This is a genomic window from Peribacillus sp. NJ4, assembly GCF_030348345.1.
In the GTDB taxonomy this organism is placed as follows: domain Bacteria; phylum Bacillota; class Bacilli; order Bacillales; family DSM-1321; genus Peribacillus.
The window spans coordinates 1721497-1734912 of sequence record NZ_JAUCFQ010000001.1 but is presented as its reverse complement, the minus strand read 5'-3'; the positions used below and the strand labels follow the sequence as shown (position 1 = coordinate 1734912).

General features: G+C 44.9%; 11 protein-coding genes and 1 pseudogene. 1 reads left to right on the top strand and 11 read right to left on the bottom strand.

The features are described 5' to 3' along the window. Window positions 1-12: 12 nt before the first annotated feature. The 8 genes and pseudogenes from queA to safA all read right to left on the bottom strand — a co-directional run. Window positions 13-1041, bottom strand: a complete 1029-nt coding sequence (queA, locus tag QUF94_RS08690; protein ID WP_289315502.1) for a tRNA preQ1(34) S-adenosylmethionine ribosyltransferase-isomerase QueA — start codon at window positions 1039-1041, stop codon at window positions 13-15. A 38-nt stretch (window positions 1042-1079) separates the two neighbouring features. Then, a complete protein-coding gene (locus QUF94_RS08685; protein ID WP_289315501.1) occupies window positions 1080-1286 on the bottom strand; it encodes a DUF2905 domain-containing protein in 207 nt (68 codons plus the stop codon). Continuing rightward, window positions 1283-2281, bottom strand: coding sequence for a Holliday junction branch migration DNA helicase RuvB (ruvB, locus tag QUF94_RS08680; RefSeq protein WP_289315500.1), 999 nt, complete (start codon window positions 2279-2281; stop codon window positions 1283-1285). The genes QUF94_RS08685 and ruvB overlap by 4 nt, the downstream gene beginning before the upstream one ends. An 11-nt stretch (window positions 2282-2292) precedes the next feature. Further along, window positions 2293-2907 carry a Holliday junction branch migration protein RuvA gene (ruvA, locus tag QUF94_RS08675; RefSeq protein ID WP_289315499.1) on the bottom strand — a complete coding sequence of 205 codons (615 nt, stop codon included), beginning with the start codon at window positions 2905-2907 and terminating at the stop codon, window positions 2293-2295. Window positions 2908-3261: 354 nt separating this feature from the next. Continuing rightward, complete coding sequence (locus tag QUF94_RS08670) at window positions 3262-3771, bottom strand: intercompartmental signaling factor BofC (RefSeq protein ID WP_289315498.1); 510 nt, start codon at window positions 3769-3771, stop codon at window positions 3262-3264. 101 nt (window positions 3772-3872) lie between these two features. Continuing rightward, window positions 3873-4478 carry a YhcN/YlaJ family sporulation lipoprotein gene (locus QUF94_RS08665; protein WP_289315497.1) on the bottom strand — a complete coding sequence of 202 codons (606 nt, stop codon included), beginning with the start codon at window positions 4476-4478 and terminating at the stop codon, window positions 3873-3875. A 103-nt stretch (window positions 4479-4581) separates the two neighbouring features. After that, the gene (locus tag QUF94_RS08660; RefSeq protein WP_289315496.1) at window positions 4582-5289 is read right to left on the bottom strand and encodes a phosphotransferase; all 708 of its coding nucleotides are present in this window, start codon (window positions 5287-5289) and stop codon (window positions 4582-4584) included. Between the two features lie 2802 nt (window positions 5290-8091). Then, window positions 8092-8236 (bottom strand): annotated as a pseudogene (gene safA, locus QUF94_RS29055) (SafA/ExsA family spore coat assembly protein); the annotation flags it as partial. 411 nt (window positions 8237-8647) lie between these two features. Between safA and ypfJ the strand changes: the two are divergent. Next, window positions 8648-9493 (top strand): KPN_02809 family neutral zinc metallopeptidase, encoded by an 846-nt coding sequence (gene ypfJ, locus QUF94_RS08650; RefSeq protein ID WP_289315494.1) that lies wholly within the window; start codon window positions 8648-8650, stop codon window positions 9491-9493. A 400-nt stretch (window positions 9494-9893) separates the two neighbouring features. On the opposite strand, the gene nadA is transcribed toward ypfJ, so the two are convergent. From nadA to nadB, 3 genes are read right to left on the bottom strand one after another with little or no spacing between them, the layout of a single operon-like run. Further along, the gene (gene nadA / locus QUF94_RS08645; RefSeq protein WP_289315493.1) at window positions 9894-11000 is read right to left on the bottom strand and encodes a quinolinate synthase NadA; all 1107 of its coding nucleotides are present in this window, start codon (window positions 10998-11000) and stop codon (window positions 9894-9896) included. After that, window positions 10997-11848 carry a carboxylating nicotinate-nucleotide diphosphorylase gene (nadC, locus tag QUF94_RS08640; protein WP_289315492.1) on the bottom strand — a complete coding sequence of 284 codons (852 nt, stop codon included), beginning with the start codon at window positions 11846-11848 and terminating at the stop codon, window positions 10997-10999. Before nadC ends, nadA begins: the two co-directional genes overlap by 4 nt. Further along, window positions 11829-13412: an L-aspartate oxidase gene (gene nadB, locus QUF94_RS08635; RefSeq protein ID WP_289315491.1), complete on the bottom strand. Its 1584-nt coding sequence runs from the start codon at window positions 13410-13412 to the stop codon at window positions 11829-11831. Before nadB ends, nadC begins: the two co-directional genes overlap by 20 nt. Between the last annotated feature and the right edge of the window lie 4 nt (window positions 13413-13416).

Below are 13416 nucleotides of genomic sequence, written 5' to 3'. Positions count from 1 at the left end.
CTCACTCTTATATTACTTAATTAACATTGCATCTCCAAAACTAAAGAACCTATATTTTTCTTCCACGGCCGTTTCATAGGCATGAAGGACATGCTCCCTGCCTGCAAGTGCAGAAATAAGCATGATTAAAGTCGATTTCGGTAAATGGAAGTTCGTTATCATCGCATCGATCCCTTTGAACTCATATCCAGGATAGATGAAGATGCTCGTCCAGCCATTCTCTTCCTTGAACACCCCATCATTACGGGACGCAATCGTTTCCAATGTCCTTGTGGACGTTGTGCCGACCGTGATGATTTTCCCGCCTTTTTCTTTCACATCATTCAGTAACCTGGCTGTGCCTTCCGTCATTTGATAAAACTCCGAATGCATTTCGTGGCTGTCAATATCGTCGACACTGACTGGACGGAACGTACCAAGCCCTACATGAAGCGTGATGAAAGCGATGTGGACACCCATCCCTTTAAGTTTCTCGAGCAAATCCTCCGTAAAATGCAGGCCTGCGGTTGGTGCCGCTGCAGATCCCCGTTCACGTGCATATACCGTTTGATAACGGTCCTGATCGTCGAGTTGTTCCTTGATATATGGAGGTAATGGCATTTCGCCAAGCTTTTCTAGTATTTCATAAAATATGCCTTCATATTTAAATTCAAGGATTCGGCCTCCATGCTCAAGTACACCTGTGCAGACGGCACTCAGCTTACCATCGCCAAAAATGATTGTCGAGCCTTCTCTAATCCTTTTGGCTGGCTTCACAAGCGTTTCCCATACATCATCATGCTCTTGCTTAAGCAGCAATACCTCGATTTTTGCACCTGTTTCTTCCTTACTGCCGTACAGTCGGGCCGGCAGCACCTTCGTATCATTCAAAACCAAGCAATCTCCCGGCTTGATATATTCCGTGATATGGCTGAATACATCATGCTGGAGCTTACCGGTTCCTTTGTCCAACACCATCAATCTACTTGCTTCCCTATCCTCCAAAGGAACTTGGGCAATCAATTCCTCCGGTAAATGAAAATCAAACATATCCAATTTCATCTGTTCCACTTCCTAACCTGTCTTTCAAGCTGTAATATTTATTTAAAACGGCCAATCAAATAAAAAATGGCGGACAACACAACACTGACGATGATTGATGTGACGATAGGAAAGTAAAACGTCGTATTCCCCTTTTTCAGCAAAATATCTCCCGGCAGTTTGCCGAGATGAATGTATTTCATCGCAAAACCAATCACGAATATAATCACACCAAGCATCATGACCATTTTTGGTATATTCATCATTCAGGCATCTCCATGCCGAAATGCTCATAAACCAGCTGTGTTGCCATCCGGCCTCTAGGGGTCCGCTGAAGAAAACCGACTTGTAACAGATATGGTTCATACACATCTTCGATCGTATGTGCCTCTTCGCCAATCGTTGCGGCAATCGTTTCCAGACCCACGGGGCCACCACGGAATTTTTCAATGATCCCTTTAAGTAATTTATGGTCAATATGATCGAGTCCTAAACGGTCGACCTGCATTAATTCAAGCGCATAATCGGCAAGCTCGGCCGTAATCGTACCATCACCGCGTACTTGGGCGAAATCCCTGACCCTCCGTAATAGCCGATTAGCAATTCTCGGGGTGCCCCTTGACCTTCTAGCAAGTTCGCTAGCTGCTTGATCATCCATTTCCGTATCCATGATTCTTGATGTACGGATGATGATATCAGTCAAATGGTTTTCCGTATAATATTCAAGACGGCTCAAAACGCCAAAACGGTCCCTGAGCGGTGCAGACAGTGAGCCTGCACGTGTCGTGGCCCCCACGAGGGTGAACGGCGGCAAGTCGATTCTGATCGAACGGGCTTCCGGTCCCTTACCGACTACAATATCCAGACAGAAGTCTTCCATAGCCGGATATAGCACTTCTTCGACAACACGAGGAAGACGGTGAATCTCATCAATGAATAATACATCACCGGGTTCAAGTGCACTCAAAATGGCCGCCAGATCCCCCGGCCGCTCAATGGCGGGACCGGAAGTCGTGCGGATATTGACACCCATTTCATTGGCGATGATGACGGCAAGCGTCGTCTTTCCAAGACCGGGTGGTCCATATAATAGTACATGATCGAGCGTTTCTTCACGCATCCTTGCCGCTTCAATGTAAACACTCAAATTCGCTTTAACTTTATCCTGTCCAATATATTGCTTTAAGTTTTGGGGCCGCAGGCTTTGTTCAAAGGATAGTTCGTTCAAATCGGCTTCCTGATTGAATATTCTCTCCTCCATTGCGCCACTCCTTATCTTAACATCATTTGCAATGCTTTCTTAATATATTGCTCGGTCGTCATATCTTCCGTCTGCAATTTCTTGGCAACCTTTTGGATTTCCTTTTCAGAATAACCAAGAGCCTTCAAGGCAAGAATGGCTTCATCCAATTCCTCCGAATAACCATTTGGACTGAGTGCAGCCGTGATGCCTTCGTTAAACAAGCTTGGAAAAGCATCCGGAATAATGTTCTCAAGTTTCCCTTTTAGATCGAGAATCATTTGCCGTGCCGTTTTCTTACCGACTCCCGGGAATTTCACCAAGAACGACTCATCTTCATTTTCGATCGCCTGCACCACCTGATCAACCTGGCCTGATGCTAATATGGCTAGTGCACCCTTCGGCCCGATTCCAGTTACATTCAAAAGTTTTGTGAATAATGCCTTTTCTTGACGAGTCTGGAAACCGTAAAATGCAGCCATATCCTCACGCACATAATGATACAAAAAAACTTGGATCTCTTTCTGGTATTGAGCGGAAAAAATAAAAGGATTCGGTGTCATCACTTGATATCCGATCCCCCCATTTTCCACAACTATGTATTCAGGTCCAATATAATCGACCTTGCCTTTTATATAATCATACAAATTAATTCTCTCCCTGATTTTGCTGTACCTCTCATTTTATCATAAAAAGGGAGGGTTGTTCATTAAAAGTTATTTCATAATCGGCAAAGTCTATTCACAGGGATTTCCGGGTGCTACTATCATTCTTAAAACAAAAGTTGATTGAAACGGAAGGTGCGAGACTCCTGCGGGAAATACGCGTCCAAGGGAGACCCCACAGGCGTAAAAGCGCCGAGGAGGCTCCCGGACCGCCCGCGGAAAGCGAGTACCTGCAGTGGAAATCAACGGTCAAATTGTAAATACTAAAAAAACTGTAGACAAACTCCCTTATTATCGGGTTTGTTTACAGTCTGAAGGATGGGATATCATCCCATCCTAGTTTACCGAATATGGCTCATATTCTTTAATGAGCTGTTTATATTGGTCTTTATTCATGATCGGTATCCCTTTTTGCAGTTCCTCCTGCTTGTATACTTCAAGTTTACCAACGTCTATTTGGTAGAAAGTATGAATGATCTTGGCGTGCTCCGGCCTTCCTATAAAAATGGATAACGTACCATCTTCCCTCATCCCAAGGTATCCATTCGCTTTTAAAAGCGGAGATATGTCATTTTCTATTTTCTTAAGGACAATCTGCTCTTCATTTTGATCGACTACTTTCCATCCTTGATATTTTGACCAAAAGTCTTCCATCGACCAAATTTTTTCTGTCAATTTCTCCTCACTTAACTCGCCATCCAGATACATACGCTGAAGGATGACCTTCCTTTCAATTGGTTCATTTTCCTTTTGAACCGGTTCTTCAGCAAAAACGGTTAAGCAAAATGGCAATATGAATAGGATCATGAAAAATTGGATTCTTAGTTGATTAGTCAATTTACTCACCTCTTAAGGCGTTTACTTTTTAAATAGTTTGACCCCAAATAAGGATTATTAACCAGAAAAAAATCAAAAAGAGCTGACTCCTGATCGGGTCAGCTCACGAATTACTTTAAGTGGTCTTCGTGAATGTTAAGGTTATCGAACATGTCATTGGCATCCTGAATGACCATTTCCCTCGTATCGCCATCACGAAGATTGTTATCAAGTGTCATCGTCCTAAAATAAACACCTTCATCGGTGGTGACATGTATGGTTCGACCATTAGAAAGGGGGCCGATTTCCTTCTTGATCCTTTCTTTAACATCTTTTGCTTGACTGTAGTCGTCAAGCAGCAAGGCAACCAGCATTTCGTCTTTCATGATGATTGTCCTGGCATCGGTGACCGACCCCACTTCATTGGCGACCCCATTAACTTTGTCAGCTAAAGTGCCTTCATAAGAATTATAATAAGATGATCGTGCCCTAAGCGGTTTACTTTCATGGCCATGGTAATTACGGTCACGTTCACTGTACGCATCATCTTTATCGTATAGACCTTGGGCCATATTCCGATAATTGATGTTTCGTACCAATACATCTTTTTCAGTTGAATGGTACCCTGTATCATTCGTGATATTTTCGTTCTCCGCTGTATCATTATTAGCACATCCAACCAAACTGACGGCGGCTAATACCGTGTAAAGCGGCAGTGCCCATTTTATTTTCTGCACCAATAACCCTCCCATTGCGATAGAATGAGCTATATTCCGCTCATAATTAGCATGGGTGTCGAACGGGAAATGTACTCTGTAAAGTTACGGCCAAAAGCCCGTTTTATTTCCTATTTAGGGAAGAAATCTTTTTCTCCAATTTTTCATTCATCTGCATCCGCTCCGAAAAACCTTCCACAGTCATTTTCCAGACCGAATGAAGCTGGGAAGAACTTTTATTAAGGCGATTCCATTCACGGAAAATATCCGTTGGATAAGTTAAAGCATATAAAAAGGCCAGGTCTGATTGATACCTTTGCAATTGCGGCACTTCCCACAGCGTAGTGGCTGCATCTTCCAAATGATGCGAAATTCGATTCGCATACTGTAAATAGTCAATGCACCTTGGAGCACTTGCCATTAGGTCAAAATCGATTAAGGTCAATGTGCCGTCTGCTCTCCGCAAGAAATTATGGTGGGCACAATCACCATGGATGATGACTTTCTTTTCTTCATTCCATAAAGATTGATTTTTTTCAAAACCCTCTAGTGCCCACTCACCCCATCTAATCCATTCTTTTATTGTATCTTCGGAAACATATTGGCGAACATAAGAAAAGTTCTTTTTAAATAGTGATAAACGCTCTTTCCATTTTTTTGATTGATTGAAAACAGGTGCGTTAATGGAGAGGTGTTCCGACACATCATGAAAGCTTTCCAGTAACTGAATCCCCTCCAATCGGTCTTTATGATTGGAAAATCGAAATTTTTTCTTATTCGGCTGGAAATAGTCCATGCTGCCATACCATTTCCCTTTAAATTGAAAGGGCATTAAATTCTGATGAATATAATAAGTTTGATGGAATCCCTTTTGTTTTAACAAAGTAGTCAATTCTCTTTGCCGATCCCATTTTTCAAAACTGTCGAATCCTTTAAGGATTATTGGGTGGCCCTTGTCAAAAGTTATTAAATAGACACTACTTTGAAGATGTTGGACATTCTTTGGCTTACGATTTAAATAAGAGAGGAGACGAGTGTTAAAAACACTGTCTCCTTGATAATTAGTAGTCATCGCTTTCATCTACATATGTCGGTATCCCAAATGTTTCAGGCGCACGAACGCCCCCGAATTGGCCAGGCTGGCCTCCCATTTGTCCAGGTAACATAGCTTCCGGGTGACCGCCAAACTGTCCCGGCATCATGCTCCGCTGACTTCCGTTTTGACTGCCCATCATCCACGGCTGGCTTCCGTTTTGACCACCCATCATCCACGGCTGACTTCCGTTTTGACCACCCATCATCCACGGCTGACTTCCGTTTTGACCACCCATCATGCCTGGTAGACCTCCGTTTTGACCGCCCATCATATCCGGTTGACCTCCATTTTGGCCACCCATCATCATGCCTGGAGGGCCTCCACTTTGGCCACCCATCATATCCGGTTGACCTCCATTTTGGCCACCCATCATCATGCCTGGAGGGCCTCCACTTTGGCCACCCATCATATCCGGTTGACCTCCGTTTTGGCCGCCCATCATCATGCCTGGAGGGCCTCCATTTTGGCCACCCATCATATCCAGTTGACCTCCGTTTTGGCCGCCCATCATCATGCCCGGCTGGCCTCCATTTTGGCCACCCATCATCATGCCTGGAGGGCCTCCATTTTGACCGCCCATCATCATGCCTGGAGGACCTCCATTTTGACCGCCCATCATCATGCCTGGAGGACCTCCATTTTGGCCGCCCGTCATCATGCCTGGAGGACCTCCATTTTGGCTACCCATCATCATGCCCGGCTGGCCTCCATTTTGACCGCCCATCATCATGCCTGGAGGGCCTCCATTTTGACCGCCCATCATCATGCCTGGAGGGCCTCCGTTTTGGCCGCCCATCATCATGCCTGGAGGGCCTCCGTTTTGACCGCCCATCATCATGCCTGGAGGGCCTCCGTTTTGACCGCCCATCATCATGCCTGGAGGGCCTCCGTTTTGACCGCCCATCATCATGCCCGGCTGGCCTCCGTTTTGACCGCCCATCATCATGCCTGGAGGGCCTCCATTTTGGCTACCCATCATCATGCCCGGAGGACCTCCATTTTGACCGCCCGTCATCATGCCTGGAGGACCTCCATTTTGACCGCCCATCATCATGCCTGGCTGATCTCCATTTTGACCGCCTATCATCATGCCCGGCTGGCCTCCGTTTTGACCGCCCATCATCATGCCCGGCTGGCCTCCATTTTGACCACCCATCATCATGCCCGGCTGGCCTCCGTTTTGACCGCCCATCATCATGAATCCTTCATATGGTTGCGCTTGAGGCGATTCTGCTGACTCTGATTCATATTGATATTGCATCTCTTTTCCCATCTGAGACTCTTTAGCTGGTACCCCTGGATACTGCCCTTGATGTTGCTGCTGTGATTGTACGGATTGATATTGGTGATAATCTGGATGAAGTTTTGGATTGGAATCCATTTTTTTGTTTGCTTGATACTGCCCCTTCACTTCCGGCCCATAGGTTCCAAGTAGCCCCTTATTACAACCGCAATCTTCTTCACCAGCAGTCTGGGCATACTGCTGAGGGTAGTTATTGTTATTGTATGAAGATGGCGATTCGGCTGGTGACTCATAATCTTGTTGCATATATGAACCTGCTACTTGAGCCTGTTGATTCATCCCCCCATAGAAATGGTGCGGAACGGGTGCTGAGGCTTGATATGGATAATGTTGCTGGCTTGGTGGATTCATACTTGCTCCTTGAACGAATCCTTGACCCATCGTTTGCATGTCAGGAGATTCTTCCCAAAAATCAGAGCTTTCTTCCATCATGTAATAACCTTGTGGTTCCTGAGCCGCCTGATACCCTTGAGCGTCTTGATATGGGGCTTGCATCCCTTGCATGTGCATATGCGCCCACGGTGGCGGCTGAATACAATAACCACTTCCAGGCATGATTGGCGTTACTGGAATACAATCATCCACTGGCTCTTCCTGAACTGGCTGAACAGCTGGCTTTTTCTTCTTCTTTTTAGTGACTGCCGGCTCTTCCTTTTTCTTTGGTAAAGGTGGCGGTGCAGGAGGCTTTTGCACACTCATATTGGTCATGTTGACCATATAATAATTATTGATATCAACTTCCGGAATCACCGGCATGGGTACCGGTACTTCTTTTGGAACGATCATTTCCTTTCCTTTTATTGGCTTTGGCTGAACGATTTGCTGTTCTTTCTTAACTGGCTGTTGAAATTTCGGCTGCTCTTTTACTGGCTGCTGAAATTTCGGCTGCTCTTTCTTAACTGGCTGCTGAAATTTCGGCTGCTCTTTCTTAACTGGCTGCTGAAATTTCGGCTGCTCTTTGACCGGCTGTTGAATCTTCGGCTGCTCTTTCACTGGCTGCTGAAATTTCGGCTGCTCTTTGACCGGCTGTTGAATCTTCGGCTGCTCTTTCATTGGCTGCTGAAATTTCGGCTGCTCTTTGACCGGCTGTTCTTTGACCGGCTGTTTTTGCATGATTGGCTGCTCTTTCATAAGTGCAGGCTGAGCCTGATACGGTTGAACTTGGGATTCTTTCATTCCCGGTTGAATATTCACGTTTGGTGTAGCCGTTTCTTTTATTACAGCTCCGGATGTCCCTGGTATTTTAATTTTCATTCCGGGCATCATCATATCCGGGTTGCTCAATTGCGCGTTAACTTTTTTAAGTTCTTCAAAACTGACGCCGTATTTTTTGGCGAGTTTCCAAAGTGTATCGCCTTTTTGGACTATATGAATTTTCACGCTGTTAACCCCTCCTGTGCATATGTCCATATATTCTATGATGCAGTGGGTGAATTGCTATTATTTTTATCATGAAAACTTATGCTTGAAAAAGGACTTTTATGATTGGATCAATGATTTATGGACATGAAAGGTGTTTTTTTAGAGAGGAAATATTCGATATGCCATCTCGGAACCACCACTTTGGAACCCATTCTGGTTGATTGATCGAGTAAGAATATATAATTAAAAATGAACCATTGCATACATCCCAAGAAAAGGAGACAGTGGTTTTTTTAGGTTAGGAAGCCATTATGAATGAAACGCTTCTTTCAAGCTCCTGTCTAAACTCATGGAAATCCGGGTATAAGAAAGAAAATGACCTAAGGCTTTGTCTTCAGGCACTTATCTTACATTCTGGGAGGAATAATAATGAAATGGAAAGGAAGGCAAGGCAGCTCGAATGTCGAGGACAAAAGAGGGATGAGCGGCAAGGGTATGGCTGGGATCGGCGGAGGGGTTGGATTGGTAATCATCCTGATCGTGACGCTCCTTGGCGGTAATCCCAGCGAATTGCTAGGCAGCTTGAACTCCACTGATTCGGACAACGGCAGTACTTATGTGGAAACCGATGAAGAGAAGGAACTTGCGCAGTTCGTATCTGTCGTCCTTGCAGATACGGAGCAGGTCTGGACAGATGAATTCCGTAAAAATGGCTTGGAATATAAGGAACCGAAACTTGTCCTATACTCAGGAAGTGTCGAATCGGCATGCGGGTTGGCAGGTTCATCCGTTGGGCCATTTTATTGTCCAGGTGACATGAAACTATATATTGATCTCAGCTTTTATCAAGAGTTGAAGCAAGAATTCCAGGCACCCGGGGATTTCGCCATGGCCTATGTCATTGCCCACGAAGTCGGACATCACGTTCAGACACTTTTAGGGACAACGGAAATGGCAATGCCCGATCGTTCAAAGGTCAGCGAGACCGAATATAATAAGTATTCTGTCCGACTTGAATTACAGGCCGATTATTTGGCTGGAGTTTGGGCACATCATGTCCAGGGAGAGAATTTGCTTGAAGAAGGCGATCTTGAGGAGGCCATGAATGCAGCAAGTGGTGTGGGAGATGACCGTATCCAAAAAAAGGCTCAAGGGTACGTGGTTCCAGACAGCTTTACGCACGGTACCTCCGAACAGAGGAAACGGTGGTTCAATAAAGGATTTAAATCCGGTGATATGAATGAAGGCAATACTTTTAAAGCGAGTAATCTTTAAAAGTTCTTACATGTTTCGATTACATAAGAAATAGGGGGTCTTGGCCCCCTTTCAGACTGTAGACAAATTCGAAGAAAAGCGAGTTTGCTTGCAGTTTTTTATTTTAAAAATGGCAGTTGATTTCAGAAATCCGCTCCCTTTCCACCGACTGTCTGCCAAGCGTCTGTAGGGTCTCAGCTAGCCAATTATTCGGCAGGAGTGCCGCGAATTTCTTCAATCCAGTGAGTTTTCAGTTATATAAAACAGTAAAAATACATGAGGATAACTAGGTCTTGTTTTAAAATCATGGCAATAATTCCCTTGATAAAATCGTGAAAGGGATTGGGGATGAGACCATTCCATTCCCCATTGGTTCCTGTCCCCTCTTTTTTCTTGGGTCCATAACATTGAAAAGACTAACTCAAACGCGTTCCAGCATTCTGTTTAAAGCTAGGATGGCATTATCCGCAATGCTCTTCTCCACTTTTATCGGATTAATGATTATACCTTCTTCAATTGATTCAAGCGCCCAAAGCAGATGTGGCAGGTCAATCCGGTTCATCGTAAGACATGGGCACATATTCGGATTTAACGAGATGATGTTCTTGTCAGGATTATTGGCGATAAGTCGCTTAACAAGGTTCATTTCCGTGCCGATTGCCCAAGAACTACCTGGTTCAGCCTTTTCGATCATATTTATGATGTACGATGTCGAACCCGCATAATCTGAATCGGCGACTACCTCACGGCGACATTCGGGATGGACGATGATATTCATTTCGGGCTGCTCCGCCCGAAGCGTTTCAATATTCGACGTAGTGAAATTTTCATGCACCGAACAATGACCTTTCCAAAGAAGTACCTTCAGATCTTCGAGTTCTCCTTCATAGATCAATTCGTCTTTATGAGGATCCCAGACAGCCATTTCATTCAATGGAATGCCAAGGTCAAAGGCTGTATTCCTCCCAAGATGCTGATCGGGAAGAAAAAGGATCCGTTCTTTTTGCGAGAGGGCCCATGAGACCATCCCTTGTGCATTTGAAGAAGTCACCGTCGCCCCGCCATTTTTCCCTACAAATGCTTTGATGGCCGCAGTCGAATTAACATAAGTAAGCGGAAGGATCGTATCGCCAAATAAATCCTGAAGCTTTGTCCAGGCCCGTTCCGTTTGTTCAATATCCGCCATATCTGCCATGGAACAGCCTGCACGCATGTCAGGAAGGATAACGGTCTGCCTTTCCTCTGTCAAAATATCTGCTGTTTCAGCCATGAAATGCACGCCACAAAACACGATATAATCCGCTTCGCGATTTTGCGCGGAAAGTTGGGCCAATTGAAGTGAATCTCCCGTTACATCCGAAAATTGAATGACTTCCTCCCGTTGATAATGATGACCTGGGATATAAAGACGGTTCCCCAACCGTTTCTTAATGTCATGAACCCGATTCTCCATATCTTCCTTTGTCATCGTTTTATACTTTTCAGGCAATACATTTCCTGCTGTGCTAGCCATCTCCAATATGTTCATTTCATTATCCCCTCACGTTCTTTGACCTTTGCGCTAATATCAAGTGCCTTGACACTGTGTGTCAGGCTGCCCAACGATATATAATCAACCCCTGTTTCCCGATATGAAGCTAGATTGCCTAAATGGATTCCTCCAGAAGCTTCAGTTATGATGTGGGCAGGAACCAATTTGACCATTTGCTTAATTTCTTCGGGGCTCCGGTTATCGAACATGATGATATCGGCACCGGCTTCCACTGCTTCAAGCACCTGTTCGATTGTTTCCGTTTCCACTTCCACTTTAGTGGTATGTCCCAGCTTGGATTTTACCGTTTGAACCGCTTTAGTTATGGACCCAGCGAAAGAAATATGGTTGTCCTTTATCATCACGGCATCATACAGACCATATCGATGATTGAATGCACCGCCGGAACGGACCGCATATTTTTCAAGCATCCGCAGGCCCGGAGTAGTTTTCCTCGTATCACAAGCTCTCGTCTTCGTCCCCGCTAAAATCATGGTAGCTTTATGAGCCTGTGTCGCAATGCCGGACATACGCTGCACTAAATTCAAAACCACCCGTTCCCCTTTTAAAAGAGAGGCCATATCGCCGGTCATTTTTGCAAGCTGCTGTCCTTCTGCAAAAACTTCGCCATCTTGAACAAAAAGGAAAACCTCGATTTGTTCATCCAACAATGCAAACCCCGTCTTGATGACGTCACCTCCACTAAAGACCCCGCCTTCTTTTGCGATGAATGTCAAGGTCCCTTGTTCACCTTGATCAAAAATCGTATCACTCGTTACATCGCATTCACCTATATCTTCCATTAAAAATTGTTGCAGCATCTGCTTAAGCTTCAATATATTCATCTAGTCGTCTCCCTTTCACTCGATTTTTCACATCCGTGCGAGCAAGGATAACCGAATTTTGAAGCCATTGGGAGTCATCTTCGCTTGGATAGTCACTGCGGAAATGACCGCCCCTGCTTTCCGTTCTGGTCAATGCAGATTCGGCAATCAGCCACGCCACGATTATGGCATTGATTTTCGTTATTTCTTTTATCGATAATGCAGTTACTTCCATTTGCAGCAATTCTTCGATATTAAATGTCTCTAGATAATCCTTCAGTCGCGTTAAACCCGCTTCATTTCGAACGATTCCCGCTTCACTCATTAATTTTTCCTGCAATGTCGTGAAATCAGGTAAAAAGGTAAATTGACAGGAACTTTTGGACAGCTCTTTTTCTTCCGGTATCGACCTTGCTGGCATGTTAGCAAGCAGCTGACCAAGCGTATTGCCAAAAACCAGACCCTCGAGAAGGGAGTTGCTTGCCAACCGGTTCGCCCCATGTACACCAGTGCATGCCACTTCTCCAACTGCATACAGAGAGGGTACAGAGGTTTGCCCCCATTCATCCACTTCAATCCCCCCCATTAGAAAATGGTTTCCAGGTGCAACAGGAATTTTCCCGAATTGAAGGTCAAGCCCACTTTTTTCACATAATGAGCTCACAGTCGGAAAACGTTTTTTAAAATCCTTAATCATCGAAATATCCAAAAATACCTTTTCACCGCGCTGTAAATAAGAAAAAATCGTCTGTGCCACAATATGCCTTGGAGCTAGATCTTTCATGCTATGGACATCATCCATGATCGACCTTCCCGTTTCAGTCACTAATCTTGCACCATCCCCGCGGACCGCTTCTGAAACCAGCCCTTCCGCTTTACCATTTATAAAAAGCAGTGTCGGGTGAAACTGAATGAATTCCATGTCACGAACTTTTGCCCCAGCCTTGAATGCAAGTGCTATTCCATCCCCTGAAACCGTTTGTGAATTTGAAGTGAAATGGTATAGGGAACCACAGCCGCCTGTTGCCAAAACCGTTTGTTCTGCATGATAGGTTACTAGCTCCCCTGTCTTATCAAGAGTTTTGATGCCTATGCAAGAATCATCTTCCCCGATGATCAACTCAACTGCAGCCACATTCTCGATCACAGTAATCGATGAGTTTTTCAAGCACCCTATTAGATGTTCCATGATATACTTTCCGGTAGCATCCCCGTGACTATGAAGGATTCTTCTTTCACTATGGGCGCCCTCCATGCCAAGCATGAGAGTGCCGTCATGATCATGGTCAAATTGCATACCGGATCTAATAAGTTCAGCTATAATCGAAGGGGCCTCTTCAACGAGTTTTTCCACTACCTTCACCTTGTTATATCGCTGTCCTGCCGTCAGCGTATCTTCTTTATGAAAGGATACTGTGTCACGATCAGATATTGCAGCAGCAATCCCACCTTGAGCCAAATAGGAATTACTATCACGGATATCTGATTTTGTGATGAGTATCACATGCTTATGTTCACTTGCTTCCAATGCCGTTTTCAAGGCAGCAATCCCGCTGCCTATCACGATGATTTCCGCTTTTACCATTATT